General features: G+C 67.7%; 20 protein-coding genes. 9 read left to right on the forward strand and 11 right to left on the reverse strand.

Annotated elements, in window-relative coordinates:
* Nucleotides 1–88: 88 nt before the first annotated feature.
* A complete protein-coding gene (locus ACZ5M6_RS15475; protein WP_224762064.1) occupies nucleotides 89–1258 on the forward strand; it encodes a cell wall hydrolase in 1170 nt (389 codons plus the stop codon).
* Nucleotides 1259–1271: 13 nt separating this feature from the next.
* On the opposite strand, the gene ACZ5M6_RS15480 is transcribed toward ACZ5M6_RS15475, so the two are convergent.
* The 5 genes from ACZ5M6_RS15480 to nadA form a co-directional block, all read right to left on the reverse strand.
* Complete coding sequence (locus tag ACZ5M6_RS15480) at nucleotides 1272–1475, reverse strand: hypothetical protein (protein ID WP_191554439.1); 204 nt, start codon at nucleotides 1473–1475, stop codon at nucleotides 1272–1274.
* A gap of 73 nt (nucleotides 1476–1548) precedes the next feature.
* Nucleotides 1549–2433: a carboxylating nicotinate-nucleotide diphosphorylase gene (nadC, locus tag ACZ5M6_RS15485; protein ID WP_464159065.1), complete on the reverse strand. Its 885-nt coding sequence runs from the start codon at nucleotides 2431–2433 to the stop codon at nucleotides 1549–1551.
* 8 nt (nucleotides 2434–2441) lie between these two features.
* The gene (locus ACZ5M6_RS15490; protein WP_464159066.1) at nucleotides 2442–3953 is read right to left on the reverse strand and encodes an L-aspartate oxidase; all 1512 of its coding nucleotides are present in this window, start codon (nucleotides 3951–3953) and stop codon (nucleotides 2442–2444) included.
* A complete protein-coding gene (locus tag ACZ5M6_RS15495) occupies nucleotides 3950–4810 on the reverse strand; it encodes a metalloprotease (protein ID WP_336969724.1) in 861 nt (286 codons plus the stop codon). Before ACZ5M6_RS15495 ends, ACZ5M6_RS15490 begins: the two co-directional genes overlap by 4 nt.
* A 56-nt stretch (nucleotides 4811–4866) precedes the next feature.
* Nucleotides 4867–5946, reverse strand: coding sequence for a quinolinate synthase NadA (gene nadA, locus ACZ5M6_RS15500; RefSeq protein ID WP_348684486.1), 1080 nt, complete (start codon nucleotides 5944–5946; stop codon nucleotides 4867–4869).
* Between the two features lie 275 nt (nucleotides 5947–6221).
* On the opposite strand from nadA, the gene ilvA reads away from it, so the two are divergent.
* Together ilvA and ACZ5M6_RS15510 are read left to right on the forward strand one after the other, a co-directional pair.
* Complete coding sequence (ilvA, locus tag ACZ5M6_RS15505) at nucleotides 6222–7736, forward strand: threonine ammonia-lyase, biosynthetic (protein ID WP_348684487.1); 1515 nt, start codon at nucleotides 6222–6224, stop codon at nucleotides 7734–7736.
* Nucleotides 7737–7758: 22 nt separating this feature from the next.
* Nucleotides 7759–8457 carry a LamG-like jellyroll fold domain-containing protein gene (locus ACZ5M6_RS15510; RefSeq protein ID WP_444571412.1) on the forward strand — a complete coding sequence of 233 codons (699 nt, stop codon included), beginning with the start codon at nucleotides 7759–7761 and terminating at the stop codon, nucleotides 8455–8457.
* Here ACZ5M6_RS15510 and ACZ5M6_RS15515 read toward each other — a convergent pair.
* The gene (locus ACZ5M6_RS15515; RefSeq protein ID WP_054766551.1) at nucleotides 8444–8983 is read right to left on the reverse strand and encodes a methylated-DNA--[protein]-cysteine S-methyltransferase; all 540 of its coding nucleotides are present in this window, start codon (nucleotides 8981–8983) and stop codon (nucleotides 8444–8446) included. The two genes, ACZ5M6_RS15510 and ACZ5M6_RS15515, sit on opposite strands and share 14 nt — an antisense overlap.
* Nucleotides 8976–10058 carry a bifunctional transcriptional activator/DNA repair enzyme AdaA gene (locus ACZ5M6_RS15520; protein ID WP_054766552.1) on the reverse strand — a complete coding sequence of 361 codons (1083 nt, stop codon included), beginning with the start codon at nucleotides 10056–10058 and terminating at the stop codon, nucleotides 8976–8978. The genes ACZ5M6_RS15515 and ACZ5M6_RS15520 overlap by 8 nt, the downstream gene beginning before the upstream one ends.
* 163 nt (nucleotides 10059–10221) lie before the next feature.
* On the opposite strand from ACZ5M6_RS15520, the gene ACZ5M6_RS15525 reads away from it, so the two are divergent.
* Entirely contained in the window at nucleotides 10222–10533 is a 312-nt protein-coding gene (locus ACZ5M6_RS15525) for a hypothetical protein (protein WP_054766553.1), read from the forward strand.
* A gap of 44 nt (nucleotides 10534–10577) precedes the next feature.
* Here the strand turns inward: ACZ5M6_RS15525 and ACZ5M6_RS15530 are convergent, their stop codons facing one another.
* The 3 genes from ACZ5M6_RS15530 to ACZ5M6_RS15540 all read right to left on the reverse strand — a co-directional run bounded on the left by ACZ5M6_RS15530 (nucleotide 10578) and on the right by ACZ5M6_RS15540 (nucleotide 13885).
* Nucleotides 10578–12353 (reverse strand): SLC13 family permease, encoded by a 1776-nt coding sequence (locus tag ACZ5M6_RS15530; RefSeq protein ID WP_464159067.1) that lies wholly within the window; start codon nucleotides 12351–12353, stop codon nucleotides 10578–10580.
* Nucleotides 12354–12419: 66 nt separating this feature from the next.
* Nucleotides 12420–13526, reverse strand: coding sequence for an HAAS signaling domain-containing protein (locus ACZ5M6_RS15535; protein WP_464159068.1), 1107 nt, complete (start codon nucleotides 13524–13526; stop codon nucleotides 12420–12422).
* Between the two features lie 26 nt (nucleotides 13527–13552).
* Nucleotides 13553–13885, reverse strand: a complete 333-nt coding sequence (locus tag ACZ5M6_RS15540) for a PadR family transcriptional regulator (protein ID WP_182713232.1) — start codon at nucleotides 13883–13885, stop codon at nucleotides 13553–13555.
* A gap of 142 nt (nucleotides 13886–14027) precedes the next feature.
* Here ACZ5M6_RS15540 and ACZ5M6_RS15545 point away from each other — a divergent pair, with 142 nt between their 5' ends.
* The 5 genes from ACZ5M6_RS15545 to ACZ5M6_RS15565 all read left to right on the forward strand — a co-directional run bounded on the left by ACZ5M6_RS15545 (nucleotide 14028) and on the right by ACZ5M6_RS15565 (nucleotide 19197).
* Nucleotides 14028–17075 (forward strand): type ISP restriction/modification enzyme, encoded by a 3048-nt coding sequence (locus ACZ5M6_RS15545; protein ID WP_464159069.1) that lies wholly within the window; start codon nucleotides 14028–14030, stop codon nucleotides 17073–17075.
* On the forward strand, nucleotides 17072–17575 hold the full coding sequence (locus ACZ5M6_RS15550) for a hypothetical protein (RefSeq protein WP_464159070.1): 504 nt from the start codon (nucleotides 17072–17074) through the stop codon (nucleotides 17573–17575). Before ACZ5M6_RS15545 ends, ACZ5M6_RS15550 begins: the two co-directional genes overlap by 4 nt.
* Nucleotides 17575–17841 carry a hypothetical protein gene (locus ACZ5M6_RS15555; RefSeq protein WP_464159071.1) on the forward strand — a complete coding sequence of 89 codons (267 nt, stop codon included), beginning with the start codon at nucleotides 17575–17577 and terminating at the stop codon, nucleotides 17839–17841. The genes ACZ5M6_RS15550 and ACZ5M6_RS15555 overlap by 1 nt, the downstream gene beginning before the upstream one ends.
* 112 nt (nucleotides 17842–17953) lie before the next feature.
* The gene (locus tag ACZ5M6_RS15560; RefSeq protein ID WP_464159072.1) at nucleotides 17954–18142 is read left to right on the forward strand and encodes a hypothetical protein; all 189 of its coding nucleotides are present in this window, start codon (nucleotides 17954–17956) and stop codon (nucleotides 18140–18142) included.
* Between the two features lie 14 nt (nucleotides 18143–18156).
* Nucleotides 18157–19197 carry a restriction endonuclease gene (locus ACZ5M6_RS15565; protein ID WP_183215034.1) on the forward strand — a complete coding sequence of 347 codons (1041 nt, stop codon included), beginning with the start codon at nucleotides 18157–18159 and terminating at the stop codon, nucleotides 19195–19197.
* Between the two features lie 70 nt (nucleotides 19198–19267).
* Here ACZ5M6_RS15565 and ACZ5M6_RS15570 read toward each other — a convergent pair whose 3' ends face one another.
* Nucleotides 19268–22189 carry a TonB-dependent receptor domain-containing protein gene (locus ACZ5M6_RS15570; protein WP_464159073.1) on the reverse strand — a complete coding sequence of 974 codons (2922 nt, stop codon included), beginning with the start codon at nucleotides 22187–22189 and terminating at the stop codon, nucleotides 19268–19270.
* Nucleotides 22190–22359 lie beyond the last annotated feature (170 nt).

Raw genomic sequence — 22359 nt, forward strand, 5'->3', positions numbered from 1 at the left:
CCGGCTGGGCCGGCGACCGTTTCGGGTCGCCCGCCGGCGAGACTACCCGGGGGCAGCGTTTCTCGCCCTGCTGAACAGGATGAACTCGTTGTCGCATTCCTCGCAGACGCGCGGCCCCGCCCGCACCGATCATGTGGCGAAGATCAAGCCCGTGACGGCGGCCGCGGCCTTTGGCTGTCTGGTGGGACTGGCGATCGGCGGCGCCTATCTGGGCGGGACCATGGCGCGCAATGCGACGCTGCGGGCCCAGGCCGAACGCATCCAGGGCGCCACCGCCGCCGGCTTCACCGAAGAAGCCCTGTCCGCCGCCGCCGGCGGTCTGGACGCCAGCGCCCTGTCGATCGCTCGTCGGCACGACCCCTACACCAGCGCCGGCGCCGCCGAGCGCGATCGCCAGGCCGAGCTTCTGGCGGCCCGTCTGGATCAGTTGGACGCCAACCGCGATCCCAAACTGCGCCACGCCAATCTCTCCACCCCCGTCGGCGCCAAGCCCTTCCGCCTGGATCACGCCCTGGACGCCAGCCGCGACCTCGATTGCCTGACCCAGGTCGTCTATTATGAAGCGCGGGGCGAGGGCCGCGACGGCATGCGGGCCGTGGCCCAGGTCGTCCTGAACCGCGTCCGCCACCCCGCCTTCCCCAAGAGCATCTGCGCCGTCGTCTATCAGGGCGCCGCGCGCCGCACCGGCTGCCAGTTCTCCTTCACCTGCAACGGCGTGATGCGCGGCCGGATCAATCAGGCCGCCTGGAACCGAGCGCGCGGCATCGCCTCCTCGGCCCTGTCCGGATCGGTTTATGCGGGCGTCGGCAACGCCACCCATTTCCACACCACCGGCGTGTCGCCCGACTGGCGCAACACCCTGATCCGGGTGAACCAGGTGGGCAGCCATCTCTTCTATCGGTTCGGCGGTCGCGCCGGCTCAGGCGGGGCCTTCACCTACGCCGCCCGTCCGTCTCAGGCCGACGATCAGCCCCGTCTGATCCAGGCGGGTCTCAATCCCGTCGAAGCGGCCCGCCAGGCCGGACAGGCCGTGGCCTATTCGCTGATCCTGGCCCAGGAGGGCGGCGCCGAGCCCCAGGCTGCGCCGACGAACGCCCGTCCCGCCGCCAAGCCTGCGGATGCGGCCGTCGCCACCCAGGCGTCCGGCCAGGCTTCCCCCCCGCCCGCCGCCCGGCCCACGGCGGCCTCGGCGCCGCGCGGCGCTGCGCCCCGGGCGGAGGCCAGGACGGAAACGGCGGACGCCTCCAACCCCGTTTGATCGCAAAGGCGCTTCAGTCCGGGCCGAAAGGCCCCAGTGTCGTCCGGTTCTGATCGAATTCGCCGAACCGACGGCCGGGCTTGTCCGGGCTTGAGGTCTGCTCCCGCCCGACCCCGATCACGCTCAGCCGGTCGTAGCCGACGCTGAGCGGTTGAGCGGGCGCCCGCCGCACCCGCAGGGCCTGAGGCGTCTGGGGCGTCTGGGGCGTCTGGGACATCGGTCGCTCCTGGGCTCGCTCCTCGCGCGGTTCATCGTATGAACGTCGCGCGCGGCGGGCTGTTCCCCTGGCCTCACAGGGCGTCCAGGCCGATGTCCAGCACGGGCGCCGAATGGGTCAGGGCCCCGACCGAGATCACATCGACCCCGGTCTCCGCGATCGCCCGCACCGTCGTCAAATCCACCCCGCCGGACGCCTCCAGCCGGATGCGCCCCCCGGTCCAGGCCACCGCCCGCCTCAGGTCCGCCAGGCTGAAATTGTCCAGCATGATCACGTCCGGCGCCAGGTCGTCACTGATCAGGGCCAGGACTTCGCTCAGCTGATCCAGCCCATCCACCTCGACCTCCACCTTCATCAGGTGAGGGGCGAAGGCCTTGGCGCGCCGCACGGCCTCGCCCACCCCGCCGCAGACGGCGACGTGGTTGTCCTTGATCAGGATGGCGTCATCCAGGCCGAACCGGTGGTTCACCCCGCCGCCGCAGGCCACCGCATGTTTCTCCAGCGCCCGCAGGCCCGGCGTCGTCTTGCGGGTATCGGCGATCCGCGCCCTGGTCCCGGCGACGGCTTGAACATAGGCCCGCGTCAGGGTCGCCACCCCGCTCAGCCGTCCGACCAGGTTCAGGGCCGTCCGCTCGGCGGACAGGAAGGCGCGCGCGTCGGCCTCGACCACCGCCAGCACGGCCCCCGTCTCGAACGCCGCCCCGTCGGCCAGCCGAAGCTCAACGTCGGCCGTCGGGTCCATCGCCTGCACGGCCAGCCGCACGGCCTGAATCCCGGCCAGAACGCCGGCCTTGCGCGCCGTGAAGGCCGCCTTCATGCGCGCCCCTGGGGGAATACAGGCCAGGGCCGTGACGTCGCCCGCCCGCCCCAGGTCTTCCGCCAGAGCCATCCGCACCACCGGTTCGATCAGGACCTCCGGCAGGGATCGGTTCAGGGCCATGTCTCGGGGAGTCTCCATAGAGGCTGTCATTCCGCCGCCAGGGCGAGGTCTCCGGCCAGTCTGATCCGCGTATGAGCAGCGTTCGCGGCCTTCTGCGGATAATCCGCGCGGTAATGGCCACCCCGGCTCTCATGCCGATCCAGCGCCGCCTGGGCGATCAGCCGCGCCGCCAGAAGACAGGCCGCCGGCCCGTGCCGGGCCTCCAGCCGGTCGATCAGGGCGATCAGGGCCGTCAGACCGGCCTCGTCACGCACCACCCCGGCCTGGGCCGTCATCGCCGTCCTCAGCTCGGCCAGGGCCGCCTCGGGCAGATCGGGCGCCAGGGGCGTCGGGACCGGCCGTCCGCCCCCCGTCTCGCTCGACGCGGCCCGCCCGGCCCGCCGTCCGAAGGCTGCGGCCTCAAGCAGGGAGTTGGACGCCAGGCGATTGGCGCCGTGCACCCCCGTCGCCGCGCATTCGCCGACGGCGTACAGGCCCGGAACCGTCGTGCGCCCGTCGGCGTCGGCGGCGACCCCGCCCATGTGATAGTGGCAGGCCGCCATCACCGGAATGGGGCTGACGCGCGGGTCCAGCCCGGCGCGCATGCATGCGGCGAAGACGGCCGGAAACTCGTGCGGAAAGCCCTCTCCCACAGCCGTGCGCGCATCCAGAAAGGCGCCCCGGCCTGCGGTCCGCGCGGCATGGACGGCCCGGGCCACCACGTCGCGGGGCTTCAGATCGGCGTCGGCCTCTTCGCCCAGCAGGAAGGCGCCCGCGCCGTCGATCAGCCGCGCCCCCTCGCCGCGCAAGGCTTCGGTCGCCAGGGGGGCCGGATCGAGGCCGACGTCTATGGCGGTCGGGTGAAACTGCACGAACTCGGGGTCCAGAATCTCCGCCCCCGCCCGCGCCGCCAGGGCCATGCCTTCGCCCTGCAAGGCCGACGGGGTGGTGGTGGCGGCGAACAGGCCGCCCGCCCCGCCGGTGGCCAGCACCACCGCCGTCGCCGTAATCTCGACCGGCCGCCCGCCGCGCTCGACCACAGCCCCGACCACCCGCCCGGCCTCGTCCTGCGACAGGCCCTTCAGCCGCGCATCCTCCCAGACCTCGATCATCGTCTCGGCCCGCACCGCCGCGACCACGGCCGACAGGATGGCCCGCCCGGCGCCGTCGCCGCCGACCCGCGCCACGCGCGCCACGGAATGGGCCGCCTCCAGACTGACGACGAAGCCGCCGTCCGCATCCCGGTCGAACGGCGCGCCCTGGGCCGCCAGCCATTCCACCGTCTCGCGCCCGGCCTCGGTCAGGGCCTGGGCCGCGCCCGGCTCGACCAGGCCCGCGCCCGCCGCCAGGGTGTCCTTGGCGTGCAGCTCGGCCGAGTCTACAGCCGTCAGGGCCGCCGCCATCCCGCCCTGGGCCCAGGCGGAAGAACAGCCGCTCAGCAGCGGCTCCGGGGTCACGACCAGAACCCGCGCCCCCGCCCGCGCCGCCTCCAGGGCCGCCGACAGCCCCGCCAGTCCGGCGCCGACGATCACCGGCCCTTCATGTCGCATTCGGCTCATCGTCCGATCCCCAGATAGTTCAGCCCCAGCCGAACGGCGCCGGCCGGATCGCCCTCGGTCAGGGGCGTCAGGGCGCCGACCGCCGCCGCCGCGCAGAGGGCCAGGGTCAGCAGATAAAGCACCAGGCTCTTGCCCGCCTCGGGCCAGCTCAGCGTGCCCCAGGCCGCGCGCCAGACGCCGCGCTTCAGGTGGCTGAACACCGACAGGGCCAGGAAGGCCGCCAGGATGAACCGGCCCGTGGACACGCCCCACCAGACCACGGCCACGCCGATGACCAGCAGCACGATCTGCTCAAGCCGCGGATGAACCCGCGTCAGCACCGGCCCCAGGGCCTTGGACCCGTCCAGCGGCGGGGCGGGAACCAGGTTCACCAGATTCAGCATGGCGATGAAGAAGGCGCCGGCCAGCCATTCGCCCTGGCCCGTCGCCATGCCGACGGCGACGAAGGGGATCATGGCCAGAAGACCGAAGGCCGGCCCGGCCAGCGACACCAGCACCCCGTCCCACTCGCTTCGGGGCGCGCGCCGTCCCTTGGCCAGTCCGCCCAGGAAGGGAATGATGTAGATGCGCGCCGGACCCATGCCCAGCCGGTTCATCGCCAGGGCGTGCCCCGCCTCATGCACGAACAGGCCGATCAGAACCGCCCCCGCCACGATGACGCTGCCGGTGACCCACCACAGGAAGCCCGCCATCAGGGCCGTGGACAGCACGGACCAGACCAGGCTCTGATCCTTCTCGACCGGTTCTTCGGCGACCGCCTCGGTCTGGGCCGGTCGCGCGCCCGCCGTTTCGGGCTTGATGTCCCAGGGCCCCAGGGGACGGTCGGGCGCGGGGGCGGGTGTGTCTGTCTTGCTCATGGCGTCCAGATGGGCGCGGCGCCCTGCCCCGGCGAGGGGACCGATCGCCGCGTCGCTCAGATCAGCTCCACATCGACGTGATGCCGCGCCTTGACGATGTCATAGCGCGCCGGGATCGTCGGCGGCGGCAGGTCGATCATCCGCTGCACGGCCATCCGCCCGCGTTCGATCATCTCTTCGGGCACTGTCACTTCGAACTGCATGTTCAGCAGGCAGTCGTGGATGTTCTGAAGCGTGATCCGCTTCATGTGCGGGCACAGGTTGCAGGGGCCCACGAACTCCACGCTGGGCACGTCGCCCTTGATGTTGGAGGCCATCGAACATTCGGTGATCAGCACCACCCGCTTGGGCCGGCGCTGTTCGACATAGTCGGTCATGGCCGCCGTCGATCCGGCGAAGTCCGAGGCGGCCAGTATCTCTTCCGGGCATTCGGGGTGGGCCAGAACCTCGGCGTCGGGCCAGGCGTCGCGCATGTCGGCGATGTCCTGGGCGGTGAAGCGCTTGTGCACCTCGCAGTGCCCCTTCCAGGCGATGATCGCCACCGTCGTCTGGGCCGCCACATTGCGCGCCAGGAATTCGTCGGGGATCAGTATGACCCGGTCCACGCCCCATTCCCTGGCCGCCCATTCCACCACCTGAACGGCGTTGGCGGATGTGCAGCAGATGTCGGTCTCGGCCTTCACCTCGGCCGTGGTGTTCACATAGGTGATGACCGGCAGGCCCGGATAGCGCTGCTTGATCAGCCGCACGTCCGCCCCCGTGATCGACGAGGCCAGCGAACATCCCGCCCGCAGGTCGGGGATCAGCACGGTCTTCTCAGGCGACAGGATCTTGGACGTCTCGGCCATGAAGTGCACGCCCGCCTGGACGATCACCTTGGCGTTCGACCGCGCGGCCTCCTTGGCCAGGCCCAGGCTGTCGCCGACATAGTCGCCGACCCCATGGAAGATCTCGGGCGTCATATAGTTGTGGGCCAGGATCACGGCGTCGCGCTCGCGCTTCAGCCGATTGATCGCGCTGATCAGCCGGGCCTGTTCGGGCCACTCCAGCGGCGTGACGTGGTCCTTGACCTTCGCCCACACCCCGGCGGTCTCCCGCTCCAGTTCCTGCGTCAGACCAAAGGCGCCGTCGGCCATGATCCTCTCCCATCGACCCTTATGCTCAAAGTTAGCATAAGCGGAAACAATGTAGGCCGATGGGGGACGGGCGCAAGCGGATTGTTCAGTCGATCAGCTCCCCAAGTGTTTTCGCAGGGCCTTCGACCCGTGTCGGCGACGATCCCGCACCGCTTCGCCCGTTCAACCAGCGCCGCTCAGCACTCGGTAAGCGCACGAACCTTTCGCCCCGCGACCATATCGCCTAGAGCATCAGCGACTTCTTTCCTGCCGACCGCGCTTTGCCTGATATTTCCATGCAAGACACCATCCGCCGCATCCTGACCGCCCGCGTCTATGACGTGGCGGAGGAGACGCCCCTCGATCCGCTGCGTCGCCTTTCGGCGCGTCTCGAACGGCCCGTCCTGCTGAAGCGCGAAGATCTGCAGCCGGTGTTTTCGTTCAAGATTCGCGGCGCCTACAACAAGATCGCCGGCCTGTCCCAGGCCGAACTGTCAAAGGGGGTGATCTGCGCCTCGGCCGGCAATCACGCGCAAGGGGTGGCCTTAGCCGCCGCTCGCCGCAACATCCCCTCGACCATCGTCATGCCGACGACCACCCCCGGCATCAAGGTGGCCGCCGTGCGCGCCCTGGGCGGCGAAGTGGTCCTGCACGGCGACAGTTTCGACGAGGCCTATGCTCACGCCCGCCATTTGGAGAGCCGGACCGGCGCCGCCTTCATCCACCCCTTCGACGATCCCGACGTGATCGCTGGCCAGGGCACGGTGGGGCTGGAGATCGCCCGTCAGCACGCCGACCCCATAGAGGCCGTCTTCGTCCCCATCGGCGGCGGAGGGCTGGCCGCCGGCGTTGCGTCCATCCTCAAATTCCTGCGCCCCGAGACCCGTGTCATCGGCGTGGAGCCCGTCGACGCCCCCACGATGAAGGCCGCCGTCGACGCCGGCGAGGTCGTCACCCTGAACGAGGTCGGCCTGTTCGCCGACGGGGTGGCCGTGCGCCGCGCCGGGACCGAGACCTTCCGCCTGTGCAGGGATCTGTTGGACGAGATCGTCCTGGTGGACACCGACGCCATCTGCGCCGCCATCAAGGACATCTTCGACGACAGCCGCGCCGTCGCCGAGCCCTCGGGCGCGGTGGCGCTTGCGGGCCTCAAGGCCTGGGCCGCAGCCCATCCCGGATCCGGCGCCCTGATCGCCGTCAACTCCGGCGCCAATGTCAATTTCGACCGGCTGCGCCATGTCGCCGAACGGGCTGAGATCGGCGAGGGCGCCGAGGCCCTGCTGGCCGTGGCCATGAAGGACGACCGCGACGACTACCGCCGTTTCCTCGACAGCCTGGACGGCCGCTCGGTCACCGAGTTCAACTACCGCTGGTCCGGCGACGGCCAGGCCCAGATCTTCGTCGGCGTGGCCCTTCGCAACGGCCCTCACGAGCGCGACGACCTGATCGCGACCCTCCGCGCCGGCGGCTACGCCGTCGAGGACATGAGCGACAACGAGACCGCCAAGCTGCACGTCCGCTACATGGTCGGCGGCCGCACCGTCGGCCTGCCCCACGAACGCATCCTGCGCTTCCAGTTCCCCGAGCGGCCGGGCGCCTTCTTGCGCTTCCTCAACAGCCTCCAGCCCGCTTGGGCCCTGACCCTGTTCCACTATCGCAACCACGGCGACGACGTCGGCCGGGTCCTGGCCGGCCTCAGCGTCCCGCCCGAAGAACAGGCTCAACTGACCGCCGCCCTCGCCGACCTCGGCTATCCCTACGTCGATGAAACCACCAACCCCGCCTGCCGCCTCTTCCTTGACGGGACCTGACCCAGAGGGGAAGACGGTCGCCATGTCTGATCCCGCCCCTCCCCATCGCCGCGCCGTCCTGTCGGGTGCGGGCGCCCTGGCCCTCAGCGGCTGCGCCACCCTGTCGGGGGCGCCGGCCCGGCAGACGGTCTGGACCTTCGACCGGCTGGCCGGCATCGGCGGCGAGCGGACGACGGTGGAGGGTGCGCCGGCCCTGATCGACAGCCCCTATGGCCGGGCTGTGCGGTTCGACGGCGTGGACGACGCCTTGTTCATCGACAGCCATCCGCTGGCCGGAGCCGAGACCTTCACCTTCGAGGCCCTGTTCCGTCCCGACGGCGGCGCCTTCGAACAGCGGTGGTTCCATCTGGCGGAAGAGGCGCCGGCGGGCCAGCCCCCGTCCCAGACCCGCTTCCTGTTCGAAATCCGCGTCGTGCGCGACCGCTGGTACCTGGACGCCTTCACCCGCGGCCCCGGCTACAACCACACCCTGATCTTCCCGGAGCGGCTGTACCCCTGCGGACAGTGGTTCCATGTGGCCCAGACCTTCGACGGAACGATGTACCGGTCCTATGTCGACGGCGTTTTGCAGGGCGAACATCCGATCGCCTTCAAGCCCCAGGGTCCGGGACGGGCCTCCGTCGGCTGCCGGATCAATCGGCTGAACTATTTCAACGGGGCGGTGCGTCAGGCCCGCTTCACCCCCGCCGCCTTGGCGCCGGACCGGTTCACGCCACGCTGAACCGGTCGGCGCCCCGCTCATGCGCCAGAAGCCAGCGTTTGCGCTCCACCCCGCCGGCATAGCCGGTCAGGGCGCCGTTCGCGCCGATCACCCGGTGGCACGGCACGATGATCGCCACCGGATTGGCGCCGTTGGCCAGCCCCACGGCCCGCGCCGCCCTGGGCGAGCCAACCGCCGCCGCCAGCCGGCCATAGGTCCAGGTCTCGCCCGCCGGAATGGTGCGCAGCGCCGCCCAGACCGATCTTTGGAAGACCCCGCCGCCGGTCCGCACCTCCAATCCCTCGAAGGCGCTCAGCTCGCCGGCGAACCAGGCGTCGGCCGCCCGACGCACCGCCTCCGCTCGTCCCGTCCTCAGGGCGACCGGCCCGTAGTGGCGGTGCAGCAGCCGCCGCATCCGGTCTTCATAGTCGTGAAAGTCCAGGGCCCGCACCGCCCCGTCCACGTCGGTCACCACCAGAATCTCGCCCAGAGGCGAAGCGAACCGATCCAGTGTCAGGTCCGAGGCCGCCGTCGCGGGTTCAGTCATGGCTCATCTCCTTGATCGTGTTCCAATACAGGGCTCCATAGGCGCGCCACGGCCGCCACCGCTCGGCCCGCGCCGTCAGGGCGGCGTCGGCGCCGGTCAGCCGATCGCTGGGCGCGCCCTCTCCGTCGTCGATCCAGTCGCCGACGGGACGCAGACCCGGCCGCGCGGCCAGGACCGGCGCCAGTTCGGGGTCAGCGGACAGGTCGCGCGTGATCGCCTCCGGATCGGCCGCCAAGTCGAACACGCGCCGCACCCGCGCCAGGACGCCGGGCAGGGCCTTCAACTCGTCGATGCGGGCCTCGACCACAGCCTTGCCGAGCGCGCCGGAGCGCACCGTCACTGCGCCCTCGGTCCCATCCACCGACTTGCGCAGCCGCCGCGTCCAGGCGCCGTCCGCCGTGGTTTCATCGGCCGCCCCACGCGCCGCCAAGGCCGCCGACACGAAGTCCCAGTCATAGGGCGGGCGATAGGCCAGGTTCAGGGTCACGCGCCCGCCGCCCTCCTCCGCCGCCTTGCGCCGCCGCAGGGCCGAGGGCGGGCGCCCGTACAGGGCCTGGAAGGTTTCATTGAACCGGCGCACGCTGCCGAAGCCCGACGCCATCGCCACCTCGGCCATGGTCAGTTCGGTCTCATGGATCAGCTGTTTGGCCAGAAGCACCCGCCGGGTCTGGGCCACGCTGACGGGGGCGGCGCCCAGATGCTGGCGAAACAGCCGCCGCAGGTGCCGCTCTCCCACCCCCAGCCGCTCGGCCAGGGCCTCGGCGTCCCCGTCGTCCAGCGCGCCCGCCTCGATCAGGGCCAGGGCGCGGCTGACGGTGTTGGACGTGCCGCGCCAGGCGCCCATCTCCGGCGCCGTCTCGGGCCGACAGCGCAGACAGGCGCGAAACCCCGCCGCCTCGGCCGAGGCCGCAGTCGGGTGGAACACCACATTCTCTCGCCGCGGCGTCCGCGCCGGACAGACCGGCCGACAGTAGATGCCGGTCGAGGTGACCCCGGTGAAGAACCGCCCGTCGAACCGGGCGTCGCGGGCGCTCAGCGCCCGCCAGCAGGCTTCCGAATCCAGGGTCTGTTCCATCGGCGCAGAATGGGCGTTTCAGCCGCACCTGTCTCGCGGTTTTCGGCCATGGATGAGCGTGAGAATTCCATCCGAGAACGGGGGGTTTCGCTGAGACCCCATGCGACATAACCTCTCACCTGCGCACGCAGAGGCGCAGTTATAAAACAATGGGAGTCACGCCTTGGTTCGCCTACCTTTTTCCACGCTCGCCGTCCTGGGGGCCGGCGCCGTCCTCGTCGCCTTCACCGCCGCCGCCCAGGACAGGGTCAGCCCGGAACCCGCCGCCTCGGGGCGCGCCCTGCCGGTCGGCGCCTATCGTGAGACCTGCCGGGGGATCACTCTGAACGGCGATCGGCTGCGCGCCCGCTGCATCGCCAAGAACGGTCAGTCCGTTTCGTCGACCCTCAGCGTCCGCAGCTGCCGGGGCGCGGCGATCCGCAATGACGACGGCCGCCTGGCCTGCACGCCGGCTTCGGCCCCCCGCTCGGCCTGACTGCGGAGGAGGCGACCGGCCGGACCGGTCGCCTTTCTGCGGACCTACATAGGCCAGAACAGCAGAATGGCCGGCGGACCGATGATCAGCACCAGCAGGCTGAGCGGCGCCCCCAGCTTGGGATAGTCCGAGAACTTGTAGCCGCCCGGCCCCATGACCAGGGTGTTGCACTGGTGTCCGATGGGGGTCAGGAAGTCGCACGCCGCCCCCACGGCCACGGCCATCAGGAAGGGGTCGGGGCGGTAGCCCAGCTGCTGGGCCAGCGTCGCGGCGATGGGCGCCACCACCAAAACCGTCGCGGCGTTGTTCAGGAAGGGCGTCACCGCCATGGCCGCAAACATCATTCCACCCACCGCGATCACGGGCGGAATGCCCTGGAACACCGACCGCAGTCCGCCGGCGATCAGATCGGCTCCGCCCGTCTGCTGGATCGCGTCCGAGACGGGGATTAGGGCGGCGATCAGCACCAGCAGCGGTCCGTCCAGCGCCGCATAGGCTTCGCGCATCTTCAGACCGCCCAGGGCCACGATGATCACCGCCGCGCCGAAGAAGGCGATGGAGACCGGGATCAGGCCGAAGCCCACCATCACCATCGCCGCCGTCAGGACCAGGGCGGGCAGGAATTTTCGCCTCTGTCCGCCCAGCCGCATCTCCCGTTCGGCCAGCGGCAGCAGGCCTAGTTCCGCCAGTCTCCCCGGCAGGCCCGATTCCGACCCCTGGAGCAAAAGAACGTCCCCGGCCTGGAGCTTGGCCGTCCGCAGATGCTGGGTCAGCTCATAGCCGCTGCGCGACACGCCCAGCAGATTCAGCCCGTGCTGACCATACAGATCCAGCGACCGCACCGACTGCCCCACCAGCTTAGAATCCGCCCCGATCACGGCCTCGGCCAGACTGACCTCGTCCTTGGCTTCCTCCAGCAACACCGGCCGGTCGCCGCGCACCAGCTTCAGCTTGGCGGCGTCGATGAACCCCTCCAGCGCCTCCTGATCGCCCTTGATCAACAGGGTGTCGCCGGGGCGGACGATGGTGTTGCCGCGCGGGCGCGTCTTGCGCTTGCCATCGCGGATCAGGGCCATGACCTGGATGTCGTCCACAGCCAGGGCCTTCAGAGCGTTGATCGGTCGCGGCTCCATCACCCAATCCTCGGGAACGCGGGCCTCGGTCAGATAGGCGTTCGCCGACAGGGCCGCCGACAGGCCGATGGTGCCGGTCCGGTCCTTGGGCAGCAGCCTGTAGCCGAAGGCCAGAAACACCAGGGCCGCCGCCGTCAGGATCAGGCCGACGGGCGCATAGTCGAACATGCGAAACGGCTCGCCGGTCATGGTCTCGCGCACCTCGGCGACCAGGATGTTGGGGGCGGTGCCCACCAGGGTGACCATTCCCCCCGCCATGGCGCCGAAGGCCATGGGCATCAGCAGGCGCGACTGTTTGGTGCCGGTGCGTCGGCTGACCTGCAACGCCACCGGCATCATGATGGCCAGGGCGCCGACGTTCTTGGTGACCATGGACAGCAGGGTCACGGCCGCCGTCAGCACCGGCGCCTGAGACCGTTCGGTCTTCAGATACGGCATAATCCGCTTCAGGGCCATTTCGACGATGCCCGACTTGGCGAAGGCGGCCGAGACCACCAGGGCGCAGGCGATGATCACCGTGACGTCGTTGGAAAAGCCTTCGAAGGCCGCGTCCGCCGGAATGACCCCGATCGCCAGCCCCGCGACCAAGGCCGCCAAGGCGACCAGATCATAGCGGAACCTTCCCCAGATGAAGGCTGCGACCGTCAGCCCCACCAGGCCGAAGGCCAAACCCTGTTGTAACGTCACGCTTAAGCCCCGACCCGGCCGCCCGTCGCCGCCGTTTCAACTGCAACGGCGAAGGCGGCCGGAGGTTCAACACCGTCCGACGATCATCCGCCCCACGCCGCGCAGGACGCGCCAGACCTCGCCGACGAAGGCCCAGACCACGATGATCATCAACAGGGTGGCCAGTTCGCCGCCGTGGTCCCCGGTCCGGTCGAACAGGCTCCGCACCCGATCAAAGAAATCGGTCGCCGTCCCGACCCAGATCACCGGGCTCAGCGGCGACCAGAACCACAGCCACAACAGGCCCCAGGCCGCCGCCGCCCCAAAGCTGATGTCGCCCACGGCCGTCAGCCGCGCATTGCCGCCCGAGGCCGCTCGCATCAGGTCGAACACCACCCGCGCTGCCGCGAACAGGGTCACGGGCCAATAGGCGGCGTCGACGATCTGGACCAGGATGCGGCCGTAATCGACCCCGTCCAGACTGCCGGCCAGGTCTTCCGGCCGGATCGAGGCCATGGGCAACAGGCCGGTCCACCACAGCAGCAGCACCGCCCAGGCGATGGCGCTGGCGACGGCCTTGGCGGCGGGCGACATCTCGGCGCTCTTGCGCACCGCCGGCCCCGGCTTGGCCGCCCGGGCCGCATCGCGACCGCGCGCCAGCCGCTCGCGCCAGGTCTCGGCGTCCAGGTCGCCGCCCAGTTCGAACAGGCCCAGATCCTTGACCCGCCATTTGGCGATGAAGTCCGGCTTCTTCTCCTGCCGCTCCAGCACGAAGCCGATCAGGGTGACGACCCCGATCACCGTCACCGCCCCGCTGAACAGGGCGCCGAAGCTCTGGCCTATGGCCTGGCCCAGATAGATGTCACCGACCAGCACCCGCACCGCCAGACCGATCAGGGTGACGCAGCCCATCACCACCAGGGCCGTCTTCACCGCGAACAGCCACCAGGGATACAGCTCCGGCCCGATCAGCGACTGGGGCCCGGACCGATAGCGCGCCGCCACCGTCAGCGGATGGCCCACCTCGCGCAGCAGGGCCTCGACCTCGTCGTCGCCGGGCGCCCGCCCCAGCCGTTCCTCCAGCGCCTCGATCCGCCCCATGATCTCGTCGCGCAGCTCGGCGACGATGTCGTCGCGCGTCGCCTTGGGCAGCTGGGCCGCCACCGCCTTCAGATACCGTTCGACCAGGTCCATCCCGCTCTCTCCCTCAGTCCCCATGATCACAACATCGTCTCCAGCGAGGCCGACAGGCCCCGCCATTCGGCCGCCAGCCGCGCCAGCAGGACCTCGCCCCGCGCCGACAGGCGGTAGAAGCGCTTCTTGCGCCGCTCCTCCTCGCGCCATTCGCTGTCCAGCAGCCCCTGGCTCTCCAGCCGGCGCAGCAGCGGATAGAGGGTGCTCTCCTCCATCTCGACGCCCGCCGCATTCAGGGCGACCCGCAGCGAATAGCCGTATTGCTCGGTCCTCAGACTGGCCAAGACCGCCAGGATCAAAGACCCCCGCCGCAGCTCCAGCCGCAGACTCTCGAACAGCAGTTCCTCATCCTGACTCACCCGCCGGTCTCCATGCGTCACATAGTGTGTGACACACAGTGTATGCGACATACTGTGTGAGGGAGTCAAGCCCTCGCCCTTTCGGCAGGCTTGCAACGCCGGGGCGAAGCGGGCTTAGGTCGCCGGACTCCGGGGGACGTCAATGAGCCAACTGCTGATCACGGAATATCTGAACGATTTGGCGACGCTGAAGCGCGTCTCTGGGGCTCAGCGAGAATCCGTAGTGCGCGAGGCGTTCAAGGACCTGCTGAAGAAGTGGGGCCGGTCTCAGAACCTTGTCTTCATCCCCGAGCACGAGATCATCACCACGGCCAAGGTCCGCAACTATGTGGACGGCGCCCTGATGCACGATCTGCGCGTGCCCTTCGGCTATTGGGAAGCCAAGGACGCGGACGACGATCTGGACGAGGAGATCGCCAAGAAGTTCAGGCGCGGCTACCCCAACACCAACATCATCTTCGAGGATTCGACCCAGGCCGTGCTGATTCAGAACGGCGCCGAGGTCATGCGTTGCAAGACCGACGACGGGCCCGAGCTTCAGCGCCTGCTGGAACTCTTCTTCGGCTGGCAGCGGCCCGAGATCGCCGAGTTCAGAAAGGCCATCGCCCAGTTCAAGGCCGATCTGCCGGCCGTTCTGACCGAACTGCGCCGCCGCATTGACGAGGCCCAGGCGACCAACGCCGCCTATCAGGCCGACGCCGCGGCGTTCCTGAAACAAGCCAAGACCGCCATCAATCCGTCGGTGACGGCCGACGATGTGCGCGAAATGCTGATCCAGCACATCCTGACGGAAGACATCTTCGCCCGTGTCTTCGGCAATGACGACTTCCACCACGAGAACAATGTCGCCAAGGCCCTGCACGCGCTTGATTCCAGCTTCTGGCGCGGCGACGTCAAACGTCAGACCCTGGCGGCGCTGGAGCCCTATTACGCCGCCATCCGCTCGACCGCCGCCCTGATCAGCTCCCATTCGGAAAAGCAGGGCTTCCTGAAGGCGATCTACGAGAACTTCTACAAGGTCTATAATCCCAAGGCCGCCGACAAGCTGGGCGTGGTCTATACGCCCAACGAGATCGTGCGCTTCATGATCGAGAGCACCGACTGGCTGTGCGAGAAGCATTTCAAGAAGTCACTGATCGACCGGGACGTGAACATCCTGGACCCCGCCACCGGCACGGGCACCTTCATCGTCGAACTGATGGAGCATTTCCGGGGGCGGCCGGAGAAGCTGGCCTACAAATATCTGACCGAGCTGTACGCCAACGAAGTGGCGATCCTGCCCTATTACGTCGCCAATCTGAACATCGAGGCGACCTACGCCGCCATCGTGGGCAAGTATGAGGAGTTCCCGGGCCTGTGCTTCGTGGACACCCTGGATAACGTTGCTGCGCTTGGCATCTATTCCGGCCACCAGCACGACCTGTTCGCCACGATTTCGGACGAGAATTCAGAGCGGGTGCGGCGTCAGAACAGCCGCAAGATCAGCATCGTCATCGGCAATCCGCCCTACAACGCCTGGCAGGAAAACTACAACCAGAACAACGCCAACCGCCCCTACCACCGGGTCGATCAGCGGATCAGCGCCACCTATGTCAAGGAAGGCACGGCCCAGAACAAGAACAGCGTCTATGACATGTACACCCGCTTCGTCCGCTGGGCCTCGGACCGGGTGAAGGACGAAGGGGTCATCGCCTTCATCATCGGCCGCAAACCCTTCGCTAAGGCCGCCTACGACGGGTTCCGCAAGGTGATCGCCCGCGAGTTCGCGGAAATCTGGGTCTTCGACCTGGGCGGCGACGTCCGCGACAACCCCAAGCTGTCGGGGACCAAGCACAATGTCTTCGGCATCCAGACCGGCGTCGCCATGGTCTTTCTGGTCAAGAAGAAGGGCCACAAGGGCGGGGCCGTCATCCGCTATGCGCGGCGGCCCGAGATGGAGACAGCCGAGGACAAACTCAGCTTCATTTCAATGACGGGTGGGCTCTCAAATCTGGCGCTGAGCACCATTCAACCTGATCAGGATCACGAATGGCTTGAGCAGGGTGGCGGTGAGCGCGGAGGCCAGCTGCCGATGTTCTCCGGCCGCAAAGTTCCTGATGGGCGAGCGATATTCGATCAGTTTTCAATGGGTATTCAACCCAAACTTGATGAATGGATCTATGATCCAAATAGAGATGCGCTGACTTGCCGAATGGATTTTTATGTCAAAATCTACTCTGAGTCAGCACAAAGCGGAAAGCGCGACCAACGTATCAAATGGCATCGTGAGTTAGCCAAAAAAGCTGAAAAGGGTCGAACGATAAAGTTCAATCCTGAACTTCTGCGTAGAGCCATGTGGCGACCGTACACATCTGAGTGGTTCTACAACGACAAGGAACTTGTCAGCATGAACTTCCTTCAGCAGCGGCTTTTCGCGGGGGATAATCAAGCCATCGTTGTGTCGGGCGTGGGGGCCGGGAAGCCATTTTCCGCGCTCGCGGTGGGCGCAATGCCAAACCACGACTTCCTCGAAAAATCGCAGTCAGCAGCGCGCTACCGTTTCGTTGGAAACGATCGGATCGACAACATCACGTCATGGGCTTTGAAACAGTTCACCGACCGCTACGGCAAGGCCGCTGCGATCACCAAGGATGACATCTTCGCCTATGTCTATGCGGTGCTGCACGACCCCGTGTACCGCGAGACCTACGCCCTGAACCTGAAGCGTGAGTTCCCGCGTATTCCCCTCTATCCCGACTTCCGCCGCTGGCGCGACTGGGGCCAGGCCCTGCTGGACCTGCACATCGGCTATGAGGCCGTCGAACCCTTCGCCCTGACCCGCACCGATGCGCCCGATCCCAAACGGGCCGAGGGCACGAGCCCGGCGGTCAAGCTGAAGTCCGATCCGGACAAGGGCGTCGTCGTGCTGGACGCCGACACCCAGTTGTCGGGCATACCGACCGAGGCCTGGCGCTATCGCCTCGGCAACCGCTCGGCCATCGACTGGGTGCTGGATCAGCACAAGGAAAAGACGCCCAAGGACCCGACCATCCGCGAGAAGTTCAACACCTACCGCTTCGCCGACTACAAGGAGACGGTGATCGATCTGCTGGCGCGTGTGGTGACGGTCAGCCTCGAAACTGTGAAGATCACAGACACGATGGCAACGCTGCCCGCCGGGGCGCGGGAAACGAAGGCACAGCCGGAATGATCGTGGGCTCCATGTTCGAGGGCGACGATCACGCGGCGCTGCAACTGCAACAGCACGACGCCTACGGGCAAGCGCTCTCGATCATCGTCAACGAGGCTAAGCGACGTCTTGAACTCGCCGAACGGCTTATCGGCAAGACAGCCCTCGGTGACGAGGTTCGGCTGGATCGCTGGGATCATCACGTCCTTCAGGATGCCCACGATCTGATCGCCGCTCTTTGGCGGCTCCGTTTCGGCCATACCCAGCCCCCGCTCCCCCTCAGCGGCTTCCATGTGGAGGCGCTGGCGACCCAATGGCTAGATTGGCTCCGCCAGTATGTCCGGGGCATGAGCCAGGAGCAGATGCGGGATGTCTTGATACTGGGCTACATGGACCCGGACCCCTACCACTCGGCTGAGCAGCGATTGCTCCAAGGTTTGCATTTGGAGCTTGCGGAGGAGGCCGGACGAAAGGGCGTGCGGCTGATGACGGTGCGTGGTGCGTCAACATCGGGCGGCTGATGTCGAAAAGAGACCACCAACCCGACCTCTTCGGCGACCCCGCCCCGGCGGCGCCCGCCTATGTCGTGCCCTATCCCATTGCGGTGAACACCCTGCGGCGGACGCTGGAGATGTTGCAGGCGGCCGAGGTCTGGCCCTGGGATGCGGACATGAAGGCGGCGCGGATGGAGCGCAATGTGCCCAAGATGCTGGCCGTCCTGCCCCCGGACGAGGCTGCGGACTGGCGCCGCCGGATCGAGGCCGAGGCCGCGCGGCTCGACGGCTGACCGCCCGCAACCCTCGCGGCCCTGCGGCGCTATGGCGAGACCGTCCGTCCCGCGCTAAGTTTCGTTCATGACCCTTCTTCGACGCCGAAGCCCGCTGCGGCCAAGCCCGTCCATGTCCCTGATCCACGCCGTGCTTCAGGCGGCGAACCGCCCGATGGACGCCGCCGCCGTGTCGCGCGCCTTCAAGGGCGGCGGCAAGCGGATCGAACAGCGGGTGGTGCAGGCCCTGTCCGCCCTGGTCCGCTACGGCTGGATCAGCGCCCTGCCCGGCGGAACCTATGCCGCGCGCCGCGCGGCTTGACGGAGACCTGATCAATGCCTCGACTATGGATGGTGCGGCTCGGCAAGTTCGGCGAACAGGAGGCCCACGCCCTGGAAACCGGGGAACTGGTCACGGGATGGGAGCTGCCGGACCTGACGCCTGCCGACACGCGCGAGGCGGTGCTTTCCATCCTGCACCAGGCCCTGCCGGACGAACAGCCGGGCACGTTGCGCAACTGGGCCGCTCAGCTGAACCAGTTGAAGAACGTCGCCGTTGCAGGCGATCTGGTGGTGACGCCCTTGAAGACCACCGGCCGTCTCGCCGTCGGCAGGCTTCAGCCCGGCTATATCCACACCGAGGCCGGGGCGCCGACTCGGCGTGTCGAATGGCTGCGCACGGACCTGCCGCGCGACGCTCTGAAACAGGATCTGCTGTATAGTCTCGGCGCGTCGCAGACGGTGTGCGAGATCAGCCGCAACGAGGCGCTGGCGCGCCTGCTCGCCGCTGTGGAGACCGGCGTGGACCCCGGCGCAGCCGCCCTGCCCTCGACCAAGCCGTCATCGACGCCGGAAACCGGGGCGGAGGAAGCCGCCGAAACGTCCGATATCGCGGACCTGGCCGAGTTGGCGCGCGACCAGATCGAGCGGCGCATATCCAGCCAGTTCGCCGGCCACGCCTTCACGCGCTTGATCGCCGCGCTTTTAGGAACTCAGGGATATCAAGTCGAGGTCTCGCCACCCGGGCCGGATCGAGGCATCGACATCGTCGCAGGCCAGGGCGCCCTCGGCCTGAGCGGCCCCAAGCTTGTCGTTCAAGTCAAGTCCGGCGGCATAGTGGTGGACCAGCCGACGCTTCAAGGACTGATCGGCTGCATCCATGACGTTCATGCCGATCATGGCCTTTTGGTCAGTTGGTCCGGCTTTAGCCCGCCAGTACGAAAACGTGTGAATGAGCTGTACTTCCGAGTGCGGCTTTGGGACCGCAAACAGATCGTTGACGCCCTGCTGACCCATTACGATGACCTTCCAGCCGACATACGCGCCGAACTGCCGCTGCGACGCATCTGGACCCTGGTTCCTGACATGACGGTATAATCGGCTTCGATCGCAAAAAGGGGCGGCGGACCGAAGTCCGCCGCCCCGTTCTTGTCGCGCTGACGTCGCCTTAGAAGGACTTGGTCAGGTTCACGAAGGCCGTGCGGCCCAGGTAGTCGTAGCCCGAGTACAGCGGGGCGTTGCCGACCCGGTTGTACACGCCCGCCGAGATCGTCGGGGGGTTTTCGTTGAACAGGTTGCGAACGCCCAGGGTGGCGGTCCAGCCGTCGGCCGAATACTGGACCGAGGCGTTGTGCAGCCAGTAGTCGTCCACCGCGAGGTCGTAGTCCGAGGTGACCGGATCTTCCTCATAGTAGGCGTAGCTGTCGGTGCCCTGGATCCATTCGACGCCGTAGCGGACGCGCCATTGGTCCCAAGCATAGGAGACGTCGGCGGTGCCGGTGAACTCCGGATTGTTGACCATGCCGGTGTAGTCGACCAGCGGGTCTTCCTCGAACAGCTTGTTGGAGATCTCCGTGTACTGGGTGATCGCCAGGTTCAGCAGGGCCGTGCCGGGACCGACGTCCTTGCGATAGCGGACCGTATAGTCCAGCCCCTTCACATTGTCGGTGGCCAGGTTCACGTAGCTGTCCGAGACCGTCAGGCTGTTGTCCGCCGGATCACGCGACACCAGGCGGCAGAAGCCGGCGTCGGCGGCGAAGTCTTCCGGGTTGGAGTCGTAGCAGCGGGTCAGGATTTCGCCTGCGCCGGTGCGCGACACGCCGTTCTCGACCTCGATCTCATAGTAGTCGACGGCGAAGGCCAGGTCGCCCCAGCTTGAAGGCATCGGAGGACGCACGACCAGACCCAGGGTCATGTTGGTCGAGGTCTCGGCCGACAGACCGGCCTCAGCGCCCCCGGCGGTGATCACCCGGACGCTGTTGGTGGACTGGAAGTCGCCGGCCAGGCCTTCGGACGCGCAGTTGGCGACGCGGTTGGGGTTCACGCCCGGCGCGCCGTAGTCGTTGCAGCGGTCGATCGAGTTCGACTGGAAGCCGCTGGTGGCGCCGACGAACTGTTCGAACAGGGCCGGGGCCCGGTAAGAGGTGCCGTAGGTGCCGCGAACCGTGATCCAGTCGATCGGACGATAGACCAGGCCGACCTTGTAGGTCGTGTCGTCGCCGTAGGAGTCATAGTCGGTGTAACGGGCCGAACCGTTCAGGGTCAGCTCGCGAACGCCAGGCAGATCGACCAGCAGCGGGGCCTCGATCTCGCCGAAGACTTCCTTCACCGAATCCGAACCGCGGGTGATGGCCGAGGTCGAATAGTTGTAGGTGTTGCCCAGCTGGCTATCCAGGCCCGGGGTGTCGTCGATCTCGGACTCACGCCATTCGGCGCCGAAGAAGCCCATGACGCGGCCGGCGGGCAGGCTGAACAGCGGACCGTCGATGCCGATGCTGGCGACCTTCTCGATGAACTCGGTCGTGCCGGTCACCGGACGGAAGACATAGTCCTTCCAGTCCTGCGGCAGGACGCCGCCGATGGTCTGGGTCGTCAGTGCCGGAGCCGCGACACAGCCGGGGTTCGACGCCAGGGCGGCGCACTGGAAGCCGCCCGCGCCGTCGCTGACCACGTCCAGCGAGGCGATCAGATTGTCGGTCAGGAACTGTTCGCTGGTGTAGGTCGATTTGGACCGCGAATAGCTGACATAGGCGTCATAGCGCCATTCAGGCACGAAGAAGTCGCCCTTGATCCCGGCGACGTAGCGGCCGAAATCGACTTCCTGTTCGGAGTGATCGTTGCCGTAGCCGATGAAGGCGCGCACGCCGACGTCTTGGCCCTGGTTCAGCCCTTGGTCGCCAAAGGCGACGCTGCCCTGCAGATTGGCGGGGATAAGGGGGCTGCCGACGGCGTAGTCCAGCGCCAGCTGGCGGTAACCGGTTTGCGACGACTTGCGCTGATTGAACAGGGCCTCGCCGTAGATTTCAGCATTGCCCAGGGCGTTCAACTGATAGCCGGCTTCGCCGTACAGGGTGGTGATCTCGACCGGCGAGATCAGCGACTCGTTCAGCATCCGGTCTTCGAAGGTGTCGCGGACGTTCAGGTCGTTGCCCGGGCCGCCCACGCCTTCAAAGCCGACCAGACCGGTCGTGACGGCCGAGTTCGGACGCCAGCGGTTGAAGGTCGCGCCGGTCGCGCCCGGCGCCGCGACGCCGGTCGTAGCGCCCGTGGCGATCGTGTTGATCGTCACGCCGTTCGAGCCGGTCGTGGTGACCGGATAGCATTTCGACTGGCCGGTCAGCGGGTCGATATAGTCCTGGCCGTTGCGGAAGCCGTCGGTCTGGCAACGGGTGAACTCGCGGTCGCGCAGGGTCAGTTCGTCGCGCTCGTAGCGCTCGATCGAACCGGCGGCGCGCCAGCGATCGCCACGAACGCCTGCGGTCAGCGACAGACGGGTCGAACCGCCCGCGCCATTGGCCTCCAGCGGCTCGTTGCGCTGTCCTTCAAAGACCAGGCCTTCGAAGTTCTGGCGGGTCTGGATATTGACCACCCCGGCGACGGCGTCGGAGCCGTAGACCGAAGAGGCGCCGTCGCGCAGGACTTCGACCCGGTCGATCATGGCGGTCGGCAGGACGTTCAGGTCAGCCGCGCCGACCGAACCGCGCGAACCGGCCGGCGAAACGCGACGGCCGTTCAGCAGCACCAGAGTCCGGCTCGGGCTCATGCCGCGCAGGCCGATGGTGTTGGCGCCGGGGCCGCCGTCGGTGACATAGCCGCCGTAGGCGTTGTTGATTTGGGACGTGCCGCCGGTGACGGCGGTGCTTTGCAGCGCCTCAGTGGTCGAGGCGAAGCCCTGCAGGGTCGCCTCTTCGCGTGTCACCACCTGGGTCGGCGAGGGCGCATTGTAGTTGTCGCGCCGGATGCGCGAGCCGATGACGACGATGTCCTCGACCTGGGCGGAGCCGTCCTGGGCCGCCGTTCCGTCCTGAACCACGGCGGCGTCCTGGGCCAAGGCGCCAGAAGCGGCCAAGACCGAGATAGAAGCGGCCAATCCCCCGACAATCGTCGAAGAAAGAAGAGTGTTTTTACGAGTACGCATACGCCCCATTCACAAACAGTATTGATACACTACTTAGATCGGTAGCCGGGTAACAAAGTTATATATCACCGATACATCAAATGTATCAGTTCTGTGACTCTGTTAAGGATCAGGAATACGGG

This window comes from Brevundimonas sp. Br13, assembly GCF_055391505.1.